Here is a 17371-nt window from a genome sequence, read left to right on the forward strand (position 1 = left end):
ACTGTGGGAGCGGGCTTGCTCGCGAAGCTTTAAACGGTCTTCGCCATCCGGTTCGCAACCAACGCCCAACCAAACAACAGCACGCAACTGATGATCAACGGCCACGAACGCCATTCCAGGTAGGGCGTCAGGTTGTGCATCGGCACCACTTCGCCATACAGAATGCCTTGTTCGAACTGCGGGATCTGCGCAGTGATTTGGCCAAACGGGTTGATCAGGCCGGTCACGCCGTTATTGGTGGAGCGGATCATCCAGCGGCCGGCTTCAAGTGCGCGCATCTGCGCCATCTGCAAATGCTGCAGCGGGCCGATCGAGGTGCCGAACCAGGTGTCGTTGCTGATGGTCAGCAGCAAATCGCTACGGGCGGCGAGGCTGGCGGCAAATTCCGGGTAGACCACTTCGTAGCAGATGAACGGCGCGATCTGATAACCCTTGGCTTGCAGCAGCGCTTGATCGGCCGGCCCACGGGCAAAGTCGGACATCGGCAGGTCGAAGAAGGCAATCAGGCCGCGCAAGACTTCTTGCAGTGGCACGTATTCGCCGAACGGCACCAGTTTCTGCTTCAGGTAAGTGCCATCGCCTTCACCGACGACGGTAATGCCGTTGAAATAGCGCTTTTGGTGATGGAGTTCCTGGCGAATCGGCACGCCGGTGATCAGCGCGGATTTACGCTCGGCGGCGAAGCTTCCCATCATGTTCAGGTAGCCCTCGGCGGACTCCCTGAGCACCGGGACCGCGGTTTCCGGCCAGATCAGCAGGTCGACGCGTTTGGAACTGAAACTCATGTCGCGGTACAGCGCCAACTGCGCATTGAGCTGCGACGGATCCCACTTCATGCTTTGTTCGATGTTGCCCTGAATCGCCGCGACGCTCAGTGGTGCGCCTGCGGGGCTGGTCCAGGCATGTTCCTTGAGTGCCATGCCGGCCACCCAAGGGCCAGCCAGCAGCAACACGCCGACAGCGATGAAGCCTTTACGTCCAGTGCGCACCAGGCGCGCCGCGTTGTAGATCAGAGCGGCCGTCAGAGCCAGGGTGAAGGAAATCAGCCACATTCCGCCGACCGGCGCGAGCCCGGCCAGTGGGCCATCGAGCTGGCTGTAGCCGGAATAGAGCCATGGGAAACCGGTAAGGAACCAGCCGCGAAAGGCTTCCTGACCCACCCACAACGCCGCAAATGCCAAGGCATCGGCCAGCGGCGCTTCGTTACGGCGCAGCCAGCGCGCCCAAATCCAGGCGGGCAGGGCGAAGAACCAGGCAATCGCTGCAGTGAAGAGCAGCATCAAGAACCCGGCCAACAGTACAGATGCGCCGCCGAAGTTGTGAATGCTGTAGTAGATCCAACTGGTGCCTGCGGCAAACAGGCCGAAACCGAAACACCAGCCACGGCCCAAGGCCTGACGGGGGCTCAGTTCGCGCAAACCGGCGTAAAAGAAACCGACCGCCAGCAAGGCCAGCGGCCAGATATCGAACGGCGCCAGGGCCAGAGTGGTGAGTGCACCGGCCGCCACGGCCAGCAGGTTACCGGGCCAGCCGGGGCGGGTCATCCAGTGCATTTCTTTCCTTAATTTTTACCGGGCAATAGGTGTCAGACGCAGCAAGTGAATCCGACGGCTGTCGGCGTTCAGGATGCGGAAGCGATAGGCGCCGATTTCAGTGATTTCGTTGCGTTTTGGCAAGTGCCCGAACGCGCTCATCACCAAGCCACCGACGGTGTCGAATTCATCGTCGGAGAATTCGCTGTCGAAGAACTCGTTGAAGTTATCGATCGGCGTCAGGGCCTTGATCAGGAAGTCACCGCTGGGCAGCGGCTTGATGTAGCTGTCTTCTTCGACGTCGTGCTCGTCTTCGATGTCGCCGACGATCTGTTCCAGCACGTCTTCGATGGTCACCAGACCGGCCACGCCGCCGTATTCGTCAATGACGATGGCCATGTGGTTATGGTTGGCGCGGAACTCGCGCAGCAGCACATTCAGGCGCTTGGACTCGGGCACGAACGTGGCCGGGCGCAGCAGGTCCTTGATGTTGAAGCTGTCGCCGTTCTCCTTGAGGATCAACGGCAGCAAGTCCTTGGCCAGCAACACACCCATCACGTCATCGTGGCTTTCGCCGATCACCGGGTAGCGGGAGTGGGCCGAGTCGACCACGGCCGGCAGGAACTCGCGAGGTGTCTGGGTCGCCTTGATGCTGATCATCTGCGAGCGCGGGACCATGATGTCCCGTACTTGCAGGTCTGCAACCTGGATGGCGCCTTCGACGATGGCCAGCGCTTCGCTGTCCAGCAACTTGTTTTGATGTGCATCGCGCAGCAGCTCCAGCAGCTCCTGGCGGTTTTTCGGCTCGTGGGCAAAAGCCTGGGTGAGCTTACCCAGCCATGACTTCTGCCCGTTGCTCGATCGATCTTCGCTCATAGCGATTACTCTGAATCCTTTGTTGTTACGATTGGGGATGTGTCTGTTTCGTCGTCCGCATAAGGGTCTGGATGACCCAACTCTGCAAGCAACGTTCGTTCCAGTGCTTCCATTTCTTCGGCTTCATCGTCATCTATATGGTCGTAACCAAGCAGATGCAAGCAGCCGTGAATGACCAGATGCGCCCAGTGGGCCTTTACTTCCTTGCCTTGTTCCGCCGCTTCGCGCTCCACCACTGCTACGCAGATCACCAGATCGCCGAGCAAGGGAATGTCGAGAAACTCATCGGGGACATCGGCCGGAAATGACAAAACGTTGGTGGCGTAGTCTTTCTGCCGCCAGGTGAAGTTCAGTTCGCGGGCTTCCTCTTCGTCGACCAGACGGATGGTCATTTCGGAGTCGGCAGTACGCTGGCGCAGGGCCAGTTCGCACCATTGTCGGAATTCGGCTTCGCTTGGGGCAGACGCTTCGGTAGCCAGTTGCAGGTCAAGCTCAAGCATCGGGGCGAGTGTCCTTGGGAGAGGGCTTCGCCGTTTCGTCGGCTATGCGATTTTCGAAGCGCTCATAGGCCTCGACAATGCGTTGCACCAACGGATGGCGCACCACGTCCTTGGGCATGAAGTGGGTGAAGCTGATCCCCGGAACGTCTTTGAGCACCTCGATCACATGATGCAGCCCGGATTTGGTGCCTTTCGGCAGGTCGACCTGGGTGATGTCACCGGTGATGACCGCAGTGGAGCCGAAGCCGATGCGGGTCAGGAACATCTTCATCTGCTCGACGGTGGTGTTCTGGCTTTCGTCGAGGATGATGAAACTGTTGTTCAGCGTACGACCGCGCATGTAGGCCAGCGGCGCGACTTCGATCACTTGACGCTCGATCAGCTTGGCCACGTATTCGAAGCCGAGCATTTCGTAGAGCGCGTCATAGAGCGGGCGCAGGTACGGGTCGATTTTCTGGGACAGGTCGCCGGGCAGGAAGCCGAGCTTTTCGCCCGCTTCAACCGCCGGACGAACCAGCAGAATACGGCGAATCTGCTCGCGTTCCAGCGCGTCTACCGCGCAGGCAACGGCCAGATAGGTCTTGCCGGTACCGGCCGGGCCGATGCCGAAGTTGATGTCGTTACCGAGGATTTCCTTCACATAGCGCACCTGATTCAAGCCGCGAGGGCGAATCATGCCTTTCTTGGTGCGCAAGGCGACGGACGGTTCGGCGGGGGAATGGTTGTCCAGTTCCTCGACGGCCGATTCCTGCAGGAACAGGTGAACCATGTCTGGCGATAGCTCGGTACCTTTGGTTTCCCGGTACAGGCGGCGCAGCAGGTTTTCCGCGGAGGTGGTGTGCTTGGGTTCGCCGATCAGTTCGAACTGGTTTCCGCGGTTGCGGATCTCGATCGCGAGGCGCTGTTCGATCAAGCGCAGATGCTCGTCGAATTGCCCGCACAGATTGGCGAAGCGGCGAGCTTCAAAAGGCTCGAGGATGAAACGATGTGGTTCTATGGGTGCGTTCAAGGTCGTATTTAGCCGCCCTGGGGCAATTATGATGAATAAAGGATAGCGCCAGTCGCCTGGGTACGAAAGCTCTTATACGGACCAATGTGATTCATGGTCTGGCGCGATCTCTGTGGGAGCGGGCTTGCTCGCGAAGAGGGAGTGTCAGTCGACATTAGTGTGGCTGACACACCGCTTTCGCGAGCAAGCCCGCTCCCACAAGGGGAATACGGTGTTATTGGATCAGCGAGCCCCGCAGCGAGTGCGGTTGCGCGGCATCGATGTGCACGTCGGCGAACTGGCCGATCAGGGTCGGATTGTCGCAGCGGAAGTTGACGATGCGATTATTCTCGGTCCGGCCTTGCAGTTCACCGGGGTCTTTTTTCGAATAATCGGTTACCAGAATCCGCTGAATGGAGCCCACCATTTGTCGGCTGATCTCGAAACCTTGCTGGTTGAGGCGATGTTGCAGGGCGTTCAAACGTTCTTTTTTCAGTTCTTCCGGCGTTTCGTCGGCCAGATCGGCGGCCGGCGTGCCCGGACGCTGGCTATAAACGAACGAGTAGGAAAAGTCGAAACCGACGTCTTCGATCAGCTTCATGGTCTGTTCGAAGTCTTTTTCGGTCTCGCCCGGGAAACCGACGATAAAGTCGGAACTGATGCAGATCCCCGGCACGGCAGCCCGCAACTTGCGCAGTTTGGATTTGTACTCCAGCGCGGTGTGGTTGCGCTTCATCGCCGCGAGGATCCGGTCGGAACCTGATTGCACTGGCAAATGCAGGTGTTTCACCAGCTCCGGTACGTCGGCGTGGGCCTGGATCAGGCTGTCGGAGAATTCCAGCGGGTGCGAGGTGGTGTAGCGGATCCGGTCGATGCCATCGACAGCGGCTACTACCCGGATCAATTCCGCCAGATCAGCCAGGCGACCATCGTGAGTGGTGCCGCGATAACCGTTGACGTTCTGCCCCAGCAAGGTCACTTCGCGCACGCCGTTTTCGGCCAGGTGAATGATCTCGGCAATCACGTCGTCGAACGGTCGGCTGACTTCTTCACCGCGGGTATAAGGCACCACGCAGAAAGTGCAGTACTTGCTGCAGCCTTCCATGACCGACACGTAAGCACTCGGCCCGTCGATGCGCGGCTCGGGCAAGTGGTCGAATTTTTCGATTTCCGGGAACGAGACGTCAACTTGCGGCAGCTTGGTAGCGCGCGCGGCGTCGATCATTTCCGGCAGGCGGTGCAGGGTCTGCGGGCCGAATACCACATCGACGTATGGAGCGCGGTCACGAATGGCCGCGCCTTCCTGGCTGGCCACGCAACCGCCGACGGCGATGACCATTTCCGGGTTAGCCAGTTTCAATTCGCGCCAGCGACCCAGCTGGGAATACACCCGGTCCTGGGCGCGTTCGCGGATCGAGCAGGTGTTGAGCAGGATCACGTCGGCGTCTTCAGCGCGAGCGGTGACTTCCAGGGCCTGGTGTTCACCCAGCAGATCGACCATGCGCGAGCTGTCGTACTCGTTCATCTGGCAACCGTGGGTTTCGATGTAAAGCTTCTTGGCCATGGATAGAGTCATCACGTGATTCAAAGAACCGCGCATTATAGGGAACATGCACCAAGGTTCCTACCGTTGCGCGTCCGGCGGCTATGCTATAGTTCGCGCCCTCATTTTTATCCCCGATGTGTTACCCGCCCACCATGACCAAACGTGAAGCTCCAATCTACAAGGTGATTTTCCTCAATCAGGGCCAGGTGTACGAAATGTACGCCAAGCAGATCTATCAAAGTGATCTGTGGGGCTTCCTGGAAGTGGAAGAGTTCGTCTTTGGCGAGCGCACGCAAGTGGTCGTCGATCCGAGCGAAGAGAAGCTCAAGGCTCAGTTCGAAGGCGTTGTGCGCAGTTTTGTGCCGATGCATTCGATCGTGCGCATCGACGAGGTCGAGCGCCTGGGCACCCCGAAAATCAGCGAAGCCCGTGGCGCGGTCGGCAATGTCATGCCGTTTCCGATGCCGATGCCTGAGAAGTAGTTTTCGAGACCGAGTCGCCTCCTTCGCGAGCAAGCCCGCTCCCACAGTTATCCTATGTGAACACATGATTTGTGAACACTGGAGATCCAATGTGGGAGCGGGCTTGCTCGCGAAGGGGCCAAAAAGATCGAAGCAGAATTCAAGGCAGTGGCGAAAACGGCGTACGCCCATCGGCGCTCTGCAATTCCATCAGGTATTTACGGAAAATTTGCCCCAGCACCTGGGTAGCGACTTCCAGATCTTCGCGGGGCATTTTTTCGGCGACTTCGTCGGCGGTGTCCAGCGCCTCTTCGGCACCGTTGACCGCGGCCATTTTCAGCACGATATACGCCTGAACGTTATTGGCCGGTACGCCTTCGCCATGGAAGAACATGGTGCCAAGTTTGAATTGCGCCTGGGCGTGGCCTTGCAGCGAGGCCTTTTCGAAGTAGCTCAGGGCTTGATTGAGGTCGCGCGGCGCGTTTTTGCCGTCGTAGTAGAACTCACCCAACTCGTATTGCGCTTGCGCATCCCCTTCATCCGACGCTTTCTGACAGGCGGCGAGCGCTTGCGTCAGGTCTTGCGGCTGAGTATTGAGGGTGCAGCGACCCATCGCCGGGATCAACAACGAGTTGCCGCCTGCTTGTGCGAGCGCGAGCAGGGGCTGAAGGAGCAACAGGCAGCCCAATGCAAGGGTGCGGCCGGTGCGGTTCATGGGAATCGACTTACCTCTGAGGGGCGCGTGGACCCATCGAGGGATCCAATAAGCGCGCATTATGAAATAAGCAGGGCCAACCTTACAAAGTCTTTACTCGTTTTTCTGCTGCACGGGGAATATATCGCCCACTTTGCGGGGAATTATTGGCAGATGAGTAGGAAAAAGGGCGCGAATGTAGGTGAAAGCTGACGCTGGCAATCGCCAACGTCAGCGTTACCACTTTATTTCAGTGCGGCAAATGCACGTTCGGCGGCGTCCAGTGTCAGTTTCAACTCGGTTTCGCCGTGGGCGATCGAGGTGAAGCCGGCTTCGAAGGCGCTTGGCGCCAGGTACACGCCGCCTTCCAGCATCAGGTGGAAGAAACGCCCGAACAGGCCGGCATCACTGGCCATCACGTCATCGAAGGTCACGATGTCGTCGGCACCGCTGAAGTACAGACCGAACATGCCGCCGGCCTGAGTGGTCACGAACGGAATACCGGCGGCGTCGGCGCGCTGCTGCAGGCCATCGAGCAGGCGGCTGGTGTAGTCGCTCAGCTCGGCGTGGAAACCAGGACGATTGATCAGGCGCAGGGTGGTCAAGCCAGCCGCCATCGCCAGCGGGTTCCCCGACAATGTGCCGGCCTGGTAGACCGGCCCCAGTGGCGCGATTTGCTCCATGATCTTGCGTTTGCCGCCGAAGCAGCCAACCGGCATGCCGCCACCGATGATCTTGCCGAAGGTGCTCAGGTCCGGCGTGACGCCGTAATGGGCTTGGGCGCCACCGAGGGCGACACGGAAACCGGTCATCACTTCGTCGAAAATCAGCACCACGCCGTGCTTGTCGCACAGGGTCCGCAGGCCTTCGAGGAAGCCCGGTGCCGGCGGTACGCAGTTCATGTTGCCGGCCACTGGCTCGACAATGATGCAGGCCACGTCCTGGCCGACTTCGGCGAGCATGGTTGCTACCGCGTCGATATCGTTGAACGGCAGGGTCAGGGTGTGTTTGGCGAACGCCGCCGGTACACCGGCCGAGCTCGGCACGCCTTGGGTCAGGGCGCCGGAACCGGCCTTGACCAGCAGGCTGTCGGAGTGGCCGTGGTAGCAGCCTTCGAACTTGATGATGCTGTCACGGCCGGTAAAGCCTCGGGCCAGGCGGATGGCGCTCATGGTCGCTTCGGTGCCGGAGCTGACCATGCGCACCATTTCCATTGACGGCACGATCGAGCAGACCAGATCGGCCATTTCGGTTTCCATCGCGGTCGGGGCGCCGTAGGACAGGCCGTGTTCCAGCTGTTTGCGCACCGCGTCCAGCACGTCCGGATGGCTGTGGCCGAGAATCATCGGCCCCCAGGAACCGACGTAATCCACATAACGCTTGTCATCTTCGTCGGTGACGTAGGCGCCTTCGGCGTGTTTGAAGAACAGCGGCGTGCCGCCAACACTCTTGAACGCACGAACAGGCGAGTTCACGCCTCCGGGAATGTGTTTCTGGGCATTGGCAAACAGGGTTTCGGAACGAGACATGATCGGGCTCTCAAAAAATCAGGATTTGAACAATTCGTTAAAGGCGCGGGCACGGCGTGTCACTTCAGCCGTGCTCTCGGCGCCAAACAGACCATGCACCACCGCCAGCAGGTCGACCCCGTGAGCCACCAGTGGCGCAGCGTTGTCCAGTGTGATGCCGCCGATCGCGCAGATCGGCAGGTGCAGTTTGCTGCGCGCCTGATCAAGCAGTTCGAGGCTGCAGGCCGGTGCGCCGGGCTTGGTGTTGGAATTGAAGAAGCGGCCGAAGGCGACGTAGCTGGCGCCTTCTTTGGCGGCTTGTTCGGCGAGTTCGAGTTGCGCGTGGCAGGTCGAACCGATGATCGCCTGACGACCGAGGAGTGCGCGAACCGGCATCAGCGGGCCATCGGTCTGGCCCAGGTGCACGCCGACGTTCAGGCGCGCGGCCAGTTCGGCGTCATCGTTGATGATCAGCTGGGTTTTGTAGCGTTCGCACAGATCGCGCAGGGCTTCGGCCTCGCGCAGGCGGCGGGCCTCGTCACTGCTCTTGTCGCGGTATTGCAGCAGGGTGACGCCGCCCTCGAGCGCCGCCTCCACGTACGAAAGAAATTTACCGGCCAGTAACTGGCTGTCGGTAATGGCGTACAGGCCACGTAGTTTCATCGGACAAGCCTCATGGCGTTACGAACAGAAGTCCAGTGGCAAGCGGCGCGGTACGAACTGGCCTTTGCCCAGCTGCTCCGCATCACGCAAGGTGCGCCAAGTGTAGTCAAGCGCGCTCTTTACGGCACTGGCGAGGTGTTCGCCCTGGGCCAGACGACCGGCGAGGGCGCTGGCCAGCGTGCAACCGGAACCGTGATAACTGCCGGGCAGGCGCTGGCAGGTAAAGGTTTCGCGGCGACCGTCGCGGCTGTACAGGCGATTGTGTATTTCGTGTTCGTCGCCATGACCGCCGGTGATCAGCAGGTGTTTGACGAATGGCAGAAGTTTTTCAGCGCACTCGTCCGCGGTGCCTTCGGGCAGTTCGGCGAGAATGCGGGCTTCGGGAAGGTTGGGGGTGGCAATGATCGACAGCGGCAGCAGGCGTTCGCGCATGGCGTAGCCGACTTCGTCCTTGCCCAGTCGTCCACCGCCGCCGGCACGCAGCACCGGGTCGCAGACCACCGGCAAATGCGGGTGCGCTGAAAGCAGTTCGACTACGGTGTCGACCATTTCCAGGGAACCGAGCATGCCCAGTTTGACGGCGGCGACTTCGGAGTCATTGAGCACGGCGTTGGCCTGGGCCAACACCCACTCGCGATCGAGAACGCGGAAGTCAGTGACGTTGACCGTGTCTTGCACGGTCAGGGCGGTGACGGCCGGAGCCGCATGACAACCCTGAGCGAGCAGGGCTTCGATATCTGCCTGCAAGCCGGCGCCACCACTAGGGTCGTGGCCGGAGAGACAGAGGACAACGGGGCGAGAGCTGTAGATATTCATGGTGCGCGAGCTTACCACCAAACATGTTTTTCGGGTGTTGCGACGTCCAGTCCGGTCGATACATTGTGGCGAGGGAGCTTGCTCCCGTTCGGCTGCGAAGCAGTCGTAAACCTGCCGACGCGGTGTTCCAGACAGAAGGCAAAGGGGGCGCTTCGCACCCCAACGGGGGCAAGCCCCCTCGCCACAAGTAATGGCTACGCACTGAGGCATTGTCACAACCTGACCAAGCCAACAGCTCTAACTCAATGTATAGAGCTGGAACGCTTGTTCTAGAGCCTTTTCAGGAAAAATTTCAATGGTGTTCAATGGCCACCAACGGCTATGCTAGAGTGGATCCAAACCAATAACAGGTAATACCGGTTTTACGTCTACTCAAAAGGAATGGGGGGCTTCCTGACAGAACCGGACAGGCCACGCTGGGGCTTAAATGCGCTATTTGCTGATATTGCTGTTGTGCTTGCCCCTCCTGGCGAGCGCCGTCGAATTCGACGAGTTCACCCAGAGCCTTCCCCTGGGCCGAACGATGCAGGTTTATGAAGACGCGGGCGGTCAGGCGACCATCGCCGATGTCCGTGCGCAAGCGGCGGCCGGGCAGTTCAAACCTCATGATAAAGCCACTCTGAACGCCGGTTATTCGCGTTCGGCGTTCTGGCTGAAAATCGACCTGCATTACCGCCCCACCAACCCGTCGGCGCAACGGTCCTGGTTGCTGGAGCTGGCTTATCCGCCCCTCGATCATCTTGATCTGTACTTGCCCGATGCTGGCGGTGACTATCAATTGGTCCGACAGACCGGCGATGCGTTGCCGTTCGCCACTCGCGAGATCCGCCAGAACAACTATCTGTTTGGTCTGAACTTTGTGCCCGAGCAGGCGCAAACCGTGTATTTGCGCCTGCAAAGCCAAGGCTCGGTTCAGGCGCCCGTTACGTTGTGGTCGAGCACCGCTTACCTCGAAGAGCAGCCGGTCCGGCTCTATGTGCTGGGGCTGATTTACGGTGTGTTGCTGGGGATGCTGGTCTACAACCTGTTCATCTTTCTCAGCGTGCGCGACACCAGCTACCTCTATTACATCGTCTATATCGCCTCGTTCGGCTTGTATCAGCTGTCGGTGAATGGTGCGGCCGTGGAGTATTTCTGGCCGAACAATCCCTGGTGGGCGAACGCTGCGACGCCGTTCTTCATCGGCTGTTCAGGATTGTTCGGCAGCCAGTTCGCCCGCAGCTTCTTGCAGACGGCCACCCACAGTCGCTGGCTCGACCGTTTGCTGCTGGCGTTGATTGCGTTCAGTGCGCTGGTGGTCGGATTGTCATTGATGACCAATTACGCCCTGGCCCTGCGTCTGGCGACGTTGCTGGCGTTGGTCTTTACCGTGGTGATTTTCGCCGCCGGGATTTTCGCCTGGTGGCGTGGCCTGCGGGTCGCGCGGTATTTCATCATTGCCTGGTCGGCGTTCCTGCTCGGTGGCGTGGTCAATACCCTGATGGTGCTGGGTTATTTACCCAACGTATTCCTGACCATGTACGCCAGCCAGATCGGCTCGGCGATCGAAGTGGCGCTGCTGTCCCTGGCCCTGGCCGATCGCATCAACGCCATGCGCGAGCAACAGGCGCAAACGCTGTTTGATGCCGGCCAGAAGCTCGAAGTGTTGAACCAGCAACTGGCTCACAGTAACAAGCTCAAGGACGAATTCCTCGCCACCCTGACCCACGAACTGCGCACGCCCATGAATGGTGTGATCGGTTCGCTGGAGCTGATGCAGACCGTCGAGATGAACCCTGAGCTGGAGCAATATCAACAAACGGCCGCCGGTTCGGCGCGGGACATGATGCGCATGGTCAACGGCATCCTCACCCTGACCGAATTGCAGGCCGGCAAGCTCAAGGTCTATCCGGATACATTCAGTTTGCGCAGTGTGGTCGAGGCCTTGCGTCTGCAGTTCGATGGCAATGCGTCGAGCAAGTCGCTGGACTTCAAGGTCGAGGTGACATCCGGGCTGCCGGATCGTTTGCACGGCGACAGCGGCAAGCTGACGCAATGCCTGGAATGCCTGCTGGATAATGCGATCAAATTCACCCGGATCGGCGGATTGGCGCTGCGGGTGACGGGTAAGCCGGTAGCGCCCGATCGGCTGGCACTTTCCTTTGCAGTGATCGACACCGGCATTGGCTTCACCGATTTGGACGAGGCAACGCTGTATCAACGCTTTTTTCAGGTCGACGGCTCGATGACCCGTGAATACGGTGGCTTGGGTGTTGGCCTGGCCATTTGTCGGCAACTGGTCGAATTGCTCGGCGGGCGCCTGAGCCATCGCTCGGAACCGGGTCGCGGCAGTCGCTTTCAACTGGACGTCGAGTTCGAGCTGCCGTTGCCGGTGGTGGAATCTGCGCCCGCAATCACCCGGCAAACCACCGGCCTGCGTTTGCCTCAGGACTGCACGGTGTTGCTGGTCGATGACAACAGCATCAATCAATTGGTGATGCGTGGCATGTTGCTCAAGCTGGGGTTCCGGGTGCGCACAGCTGACAGCGGCGTCGCTGCGCTCGATCTTTTGCAGCGTGAAACCGTTGATGCGGCGCTGCTCGACTGTCAGCTGCCGCCACTGGACGGCGCCTCGATCTGTGGTCGGATCCGCGCCTTGCCGGGTTGTGCCGAATTACCCGTGTTCATGATTGCCCAGAGTGCGGATCGGGCCTATTGCCCAAGCGACACCTTGGTCGATTACCTGAGCAAACCGGTGAAATTCGAAGATTTGCAGGCGGCGCTCTATCGGCGGGTGCTCTGTCCGGGGCAAGGCGAAAGCGCCGACAGTTAGGCAGATATGCCACTTTGTTCAACCTCGGGGCGGTGCTTAACTGAAAGTCCCTTGGCTGACCAAAGGAGCCCCGTCATGAACCTGCATCAGTTCGCCGAAACCCACGAAGTCACCAATCAGCCGCCGTCGCTGGACGGCGCCAACCTCTATCGCATCGACCTGCCTTTGCAGGAGTGGTCGCGGCGTTTCGATGCCGGTTGGGCCGAGTCGCGAATTGACGCTTATGGCGTATTGGCCGGCGGGCCGCTGATGGAGGCGGGGTTTGCGGCCAATCAGAACAAACCGGTGTTCGTCAGTCATGACCGTTACGGCCATCGCATCGACCTGGTGGAGTTTCATCCCGCCTACCACGAATTGATGCGCACGGCGGTGGAGCATGGCCTGACAGGCTTGCCCTGGACCGACCCGCAACCGGGCGCCCATGTTGCCCGCGCGTCCATGACCTATTTGCACAGTCAGGCTGAAGCCGGCAGCGGTTGCCCGTTGACCATGACCTTCGCCAGTGTCCCGGCGATGCGCCTGCAACCGGATCTGGCCAAACAATGGCTGCCGAAAATCCTCGCCACCGAATACGACCCGCGCAACGTCGGCATGGCCCACAAGGCCGGGGTCACCATCGGCATGGCCATGACCGAGAAACAGGGCGGCACCGATGTGCGGGCCAACACCACCAAGGCGTATCCGGTCGGCGCCAGCGGTCCCGGTCAGGCGTATGAACTGGTGGGCCATAAGTGGTTCTGCTCGGCGCCGATGTGCGACGCCTTCTTGACCTTGGCCCAGACCGACAAAGGCTTGACCTGTTTCCTGCTGCCGCGTCATCGCCCGGACGACTCACGCAATCAGTTCTACATACAGCGGCTGAAGAACAAACTCGGCAACTGGTCCAATGCCTCCAGCGAGGTGGAGTTCCGCGGCGCCCTGGCCTGGATGGTCGGCGAAGAGGGCCGGGGCGTTCCGACCATCATCGAAATGGTTGCCATGACCCGCTTCGATTGCATGGTCGGCTCCAGTGCGCTGATGCGCCAGGCGCTGACCCAGGCCAGCCATCACTGCGCCCACCGCAAGGTCGGTGGCAAATTGCTCAGCGAGCAACCCTTGATGCAAAACGTGCTGGCCGATCTGGCCCTGGAAAGCGAAGCGGCGCTGGCTTTGAGTTTGCGCATGGGCCGGGCGCTGGATCATCTGGATGACGATCACGAAGCGAAATTCGCCCGACTGGTGACGGCGGTGGGCAAGTACTGGATCTGCAAACGCGCGCCCGCGATGATCAATGAGGCTGCCGAATGCATGGGCGGCGCCGGTTATGTCGAAGAAAGCATCCTGCCGCGTCTGTACCGTGAGGCCCCGGTCAACTCGACGTGGGAAGGTTCCGGCAACGTGCAATGCCTCGACGTATTGCGCGCATTGTCGAAAGAGCCAGGTGTGCTTGATGTGCTGTTCAGCGAGTTGGGCGACGGTCATGGCGACAAACGCCTGGCCGCGCACATCAGCCAGTTGCAGGCCGCGTTCAAGGACACCGCCGACATTCAATACCGCGCCCGCCAGCTAACCGAAGACATTGCCTTGGGGCTTCAGGCCAAGCTATTGCTGGAGGCGGGTAATGCGGCGGTCAGTGATGCCTTCATCGCCAGCCGCCTCGGTTCGGCCGGTCGGGTGTATGGAACATTACCGCGCGGGCTGGATGTGGAGGCGATTGTCGCCCGGTCGACGCCGCAAGGTTTCTGACGACTCCTTTTTGATCGACACCAATAAAAGGTGGGAGCGGGCTTGCTCGCGAATGCGGCCTGTCAGTCAACATCATTGTTGAATGGTAAACCGCATTCGCGAGCAAGCCCGCTCCCACAGGGTTCCCGTGAAGCGATGATGCAGGCAAGATGAAGGTCTGCAAGTCAGAACACAGGAAGCTGATCGTGACCGAAGCGTTTATTGTCGTTCAAACCGCCGAGCAAGCCGTGGATCGGCTTGCTGCCTTGCACGAGCGTGCAACCACCGCGCTGAATCAGGCGCTCAAGCGTTATCTCAAGGATCGCGTCGAGCCGGACGCTGAACAGCGGGCTCTGTTTCGTTATCCCGAGTTGCGTCTGACCTACCTTTGCCAGGGCGAAGTCCCACAGACCACTCGCGCCTATGCCAAGGTTCAATTGCCGGGGACCTACAGTGTCACCGTCACCCATCCCCGCGCTTTCCGCAAATACCTGCTGGAACAACTCGTCCCGTTGATGCACGACTTCACCGTGACCGTGGAAGTCGGCGTCAGCCAGCAGAACATTCCTTATCCGTACGTGGTCGAGCAGGGCGATGAGCTGGCCGGTTCCGGCGTTACGGCGGCGGTGCTGGCGCGAGTGTTCCCGAGTACGGATTTGTCGGCCGCCACCGATGGCATCGCCGATGGCTTGTACGACTGGGAAAACACCGACCCGTTGCCACTGGCCCTGTTCGACGCCGCGCGAGTGGACTTCTCCCTGCGCCGGCTGGTGCATTACACCGGCAGCGACTGGCGCCATGTGCAGCCGTGGATTCTGCTGACCAACTACCACCGCTACGTCGACCAGTTCATCGTTCATGGCCTGGAGCAACTGCGCAACGACCCGCGTTTTGTGCGCATGGTGTTGCCGGGCAACGTGATCATCGAAAAGGGCATGGACCATGGCGAGGCGTCGGCGATTGCCGCGGGCGTGGTCTGGCATCGTTACCAGATGCCGGCTTATCACCTGATCGCCAGCGATGGCCATGGCGTGACTCTGGTGAACATCGGCGTCGGCCCGTCCAACGCCAAGAACATCACCGACCACCTGGCGGTACTGCGTCCGCATTGCTGGCTGATGATCGGCCACTGTGGCGGCTTGCGTCAGTCGCAGACCATTGGCGACTACGTGCTGGCCCACGCGTACATGCGCCGCGACGGGATTCTCGATCGCGTCGTGCCGCCGAACATTCCGATTCCGGCCTTGGCTGAAGTGCAGATGGCGTTGCAGCAAGCGGCGGCCAACATCACCGGTGAGAAGGGCGACGAACTGAAGAAGCGCCTGCGCACCGGCACCGTGCTGACCTATGACGACCGTAACTGGGAACTGCGCTGGGCGCAGGAGCGTCCGCTGATCAACCTGTCCCGCGCCGTGGCGGTGGACATGGAAAGCGGCACCATCGCCGCGCAGGGTTACCGCTTGCGGGTGCCATACGGCACGTTGCTCTGCGTATCGGATAAACCGTTGCACAGCGAAATCAAACTGCCGGGTTCGGCCAACGCCTTCTATGAGCGCGCGGTCAGCCAGCACTTGAAGATCGGCATCGAAGCAGTGGATCTGTTGCGCACCGAGCTCAACTCGCTGCACTCGCGCAAACTGCGCAGCTTCGACGAGCCGCCGTTCCGCTGATTGTTCTCATGGTCATTTGACGGTCAGGGCACTAGCATTGGCAGCCCTGACCGTTAGATGTTCTTTTCGCCATGCCTCGTCCACCTCGTCCCGTCTCTCGCCGCCCTGGCGCGAACAACCCGCAATCAGCCCCGCGCCGTCTCGCCAAAGCGCCGCCGGCCGAGCCGAAGCTGATTCTGTTCAACAAACCTTTCGATGTGCTGACGCAATTCAGCGACGGCGAAGGGCGGGCGACGCTCAAGGACTTCATCGAGATTCCGGGAATCTACCCGGCAGGGCGGCTGGACCGCGACAGCGAAGGCTTGCTGTTGCTGACCAACGACGGCCAGCTTCAGGCGCGAATTGCCGACCCGAAACACAAACTGGCCAAGACTTACTGGGTGCAAGTGGAAGGCGAACCAAGCGCCGAGCAGTTGCAGCGATTGCGCGATGGCGTCGAGCTGAACGACGGTATGACGTTGCCGGCCCAAGCGCGACAACTGGATGAGCCGCAACTGTGGCCGCGCAACCCGCCAGTGCGCTTTCGTAAAAGCGTGCCGACCAGTTGGCTGGAACTGGTGATTCGCGAAGGCCGCAACCGTCAGGTACGGCGCATGACTGCGGCGGTCGGCTTGCCGACGTTGCGTCTGGTACGGGTCAGAATCGGTGACTGGTCGATCGAAGGGCTCGATCAGGGCCAGTGGAAGGAAGTGCCGGCGCGCTTATAGCGTGCCGGATTCGATCAGGCCGATGACCACGCTTTTGATCACGAACGCGGCCACGCCCAGCCCCAGTACGAAGAACAAAATGAACGAGCCGAAGCGCCCGGCCTTGGATTTTTTCGCCAGATCCCAGACGATGAAACCCATGAAAATGATCAGGATGCTGACCAGACCAGTCATCATCCACTCTTCGAGTACTGCAGGATCCATCGGACATCTCCAGCGTGGGTGGGGCTAAAAGGCGCTGGAGTATACGCCATGGGGGATTGGCGAGGCATTGACCTGCGGCAGTGTGCCGCAGCTATTCGTCGCCTGTGCAGGCCTCTTCGCGGGCAAGCCCGCTCCCACAGGGGAATGCATTCCAAATGTGGGAGCGGGCTTGCTCGCGAAGGCGTCCTCAGCTGCGCAGATGAGTCAGCGGCAACTCGGTACTGTTGAGCACCTGATTAAGCACAAAACTCGACCGCACACTGGTCACCCCTTCAATCCGGGTGAGATGCCCCAGCAGCAGTTTCTGATAGTGATCCATGTCCGGCACCACTACCTTGAGCTGATAGTCCGCATCCATCCCCGTCACCAGGCTGCATTCCAGCACCTGCGGCAAGGTGCGAATGGCGGCTTCGAAGTTCTCGAACCGCTCGGGAGTATGGCGGTCCATGCCGATCAGCACGTACGCGGTCAGGCTCAGGCCGAGCATCTTGCGGTCCAGCAGGGCGACCTGGCGGGTGATGTAACCGTCGTCTTCCAGCTGCTTGACCCGCCGCGAGCAAGGCGAAGGCGACAGGCCGATGCGTTCGGCCAGCTCCTGATTGGAGATGCGCGCGTCGCGCTGTAATTCAGCCAAAATGCTCAGGTCGTATCGGTCGAGTTTGCTCATCAATCAGGCCTTTGTCATAACTA

Annotated in this window: 16 protein-coding genes; 5 read left to right on the plus strand and 11 right to left on the minus strand. The window is 60.2% G+C overall.

Features of this window, described 5'->3' with window-relative positions; translation table 11 throughout:
• Nucleotides 1-29: 29 nt before the first annotated feature.
• The 5 genes from lnt to miaB all read right to left on the minus strand — a co-directional run bounded on the left by lnt (nt 30) and on the right by miaB (nt 5460).
• A complete protein-coding gene (lnt, locus tag AC1RQB_RS08105; protein ID WP_063342429.1) occupies nt 30-1553 on the minus strand; it encodes an apolipoprotein N-acyltransferase in 1524 nt (507 codons plus the stop codon).
• Between the two features lie 15 nt (nt 1554-1568).
• Nucleotides 1569-2408: a CorC family transporter gene (locus tag AC1RQB_RS08110; RefSeq protein WP_007894419.1), complete on the minus strand. Its 840-nt coding sequence runs from the start codon at nt 2406-2408 to the stop codon at nt 1569-1571.
• Nucleotides 2409-2413: 5 nt separating this feature from the next.
• Nucleotides 2414-2908: an rRNA maturation RNase YbeY gene (gene ybeY / locus AC1RQB_RS08115; RefSeq protein WP_063342430.1), complete on the minus strand. Its 495-nt coding sequence runs from the start codon at nt 2906-2908 to the stop codon at nt 2414-2416.
• A complete protein-coding gene (locus AC1RQB_RS08120) occupies nt 2901-3917 on the minus strand; it encodes a PhoH family protein (RefSeq protein ID WP_008070090.1) in 1017 nt (338 codons plus the stop codon). The genes ybeY and AC1RQB_RS08120 overlap by 8 nt, the downstream gene beginning before the upstream one ends.
• A 214-nt stretch (nt 3918-4131) precedes the next feature.
• The gene (gene miaB, locus AC1RQB_RS08125; protein WP_018925767.1) at nt 4132-5460 is read right to left on the minus strand and encodes a tRNA (N6-isopentenyl adenosine(37)-C2)-methylthiotransferase MiaB; all 1329 of its coding nucleotides are present in this window, start codon (nt 5458-5460) and stop codon (nt 4132-4134) included.
• A gap of 134 nt (nt 5461-5594) precedes the next feature.
• Here miaB and AC1RQB_RS08130 point away from each other — a divergent pair, with 134 nt between their 5' ends.
• Nucleotides 5595-5924, plus strand: coding sequence for a DUF1820 family protein (locus tag AC1RQB_RS08130; RefSeq protein ID WP_007894425.1), 330 nt, complete (start codon nt 5595-5597; stop codon nt 5922-5924).
• A gap of 139 nt (nt 5925-6063) precedes the next feature.
• Here the strand turns inward: AC1RQB_RS08130 and AC1RQB_RS08135 are convergent, their stop codons facing one another.
• From AC1RQB_RS08135 to AC1RQB_RS08150, 4 genes are all read right to left on the minus strand, one after another.
• Nucleotides 6064-6618 carry a tetratricopeptide repeat protein gene (locus AC1RQB_RS08135; protein ID WP_008070087.1) on the minus strand — a complete coding sequence of 185 codons (555 nt, stop codon included), beginning with the start codon at nt 6616-6618 and terminating at the stop codon, nt 6064-6066.
• A gap of 224 nt (nt 6619-6842) precedes the next feature.
• Entirely contained in the window at nt 6843-8126 is a 1284-nt protein-coding gene (gene hemL, locus AC1RQB_RS08140) for a glutamate-1-semialdehyde 2,1-aminomutase (protein WP_063342431.1), read from the minus strand.
• Nucleotides 8127-8144: 18 nt separating this feature from the next.
• Nucleotides 8145-8768, minus strand: coding sequence for a thiamine phosphate synthase (gene thiE, locus AC1RQB_RS08145; protein ID WP_008012634.1), 624 nt, complete (start codon nt 8766-8768; stop codon nt 8145-8147).
• A gap of 18 nt (nt 8769-8786) precedes the next feature.
• Complete coding sequence (locus AC1RQB_RS08150) at nt 8787-9584, minus strand: hydroxymethylpyrimidine/phosphomethylpyrimidine kinase (RefSeq protein ID WP_008012635.1); 798 nt, start codon at nt 9582-9584, stop codon at nt 8787-8789.
• A gap of 427 nt (nt 9585-10011) precedes the next feature.
• On the opposite strand from AC1RQB_RS08150, the gene AC1RQB_RS08155 reads away from it, so the two are divergent.
• The 4 genes from AC1RQB_RS08155 (at nt 10012) to AC1RQB_RS08170 (ending at nt 16477) form a co-directional block, all read left to right on the plus strand.
• Entirely contained in the window at nt 10012-12396 is a 2385-nt protein-coding gene (locus tag AC1RQB_RS08155; protein ID WP_063342432.1) for a hybrid sensor histidine kinase/response regulator, read from the plus strand.
• 75 nt (nt 12397-12471) lie between these two features.
• On the plus strand, nt 12472-14121 hold the full coding sequence (locus AC1RQB_RS08160; RefSeq protein WP_008070078.1) for an acyl-CoA dehydrogenase family protein: 1650 nt from the start codon (nt 12472-12474) through the stop codon (nt 14119-14121).
• A 149-nt stretch (nt 14122-14270) separates the two neighbouring features.
• Nucleotides 14271-15770, plus strand: coding sequence for an AMP nucleosidase (gene amn, locus AC1RQB_RS08165; RefSeq protein ID WP_161794734.1), 1500 nt, complete (start codon nt 14271-14273; stop codon nt 15768-15770).
• Nucleotides 15771-15841: 71 nt separating this feature from the next.
• Entirely contained in the window at nt 15842-16477 is a 636-nt protein-coding gene (locus tag AC1RQB_RS08170) for a pseudouridine synthase (RefSeq protein ID WP_063342433.1), read from the plus strand.
• Here the strand turns inward: AC1RQB_RS08170 and AC1RQB_RS08175 are convergent.
• Nucleotides 16472-16681, minus strand: coding sequence for a DUF2788 domain-containing protein (locus AC1RQB_RS08175; protein WP_007894445.1), 210 nt, complete (start codon nt 16679-16681; stop codon nt 16472-16474). The two genes, AC1RQB_RS08170 and AC1RQB_RS08175, sit on opposite strands and share 6 nt — an antisense overlap.
• 187 nt (nt 16682-16868) lie before the next feature.
• Nucleotides 16869-17348, minus strand: a complete 480-nt coding sequence (locus AC1RQB_RS08180; protein ID WP_007894448.1) for an Lrp/AsnC family transcriptional regulator — start codon at nt 17346-17348, stop codon at nt 16869-16871.
• Nucleotides 17349-17371: the final 23 nt, after the last annotated feature.

The sequence above is a fragment of the Pseudomonas sp. GW822-FHT02E03 genome (assembly GCF_058802325.1).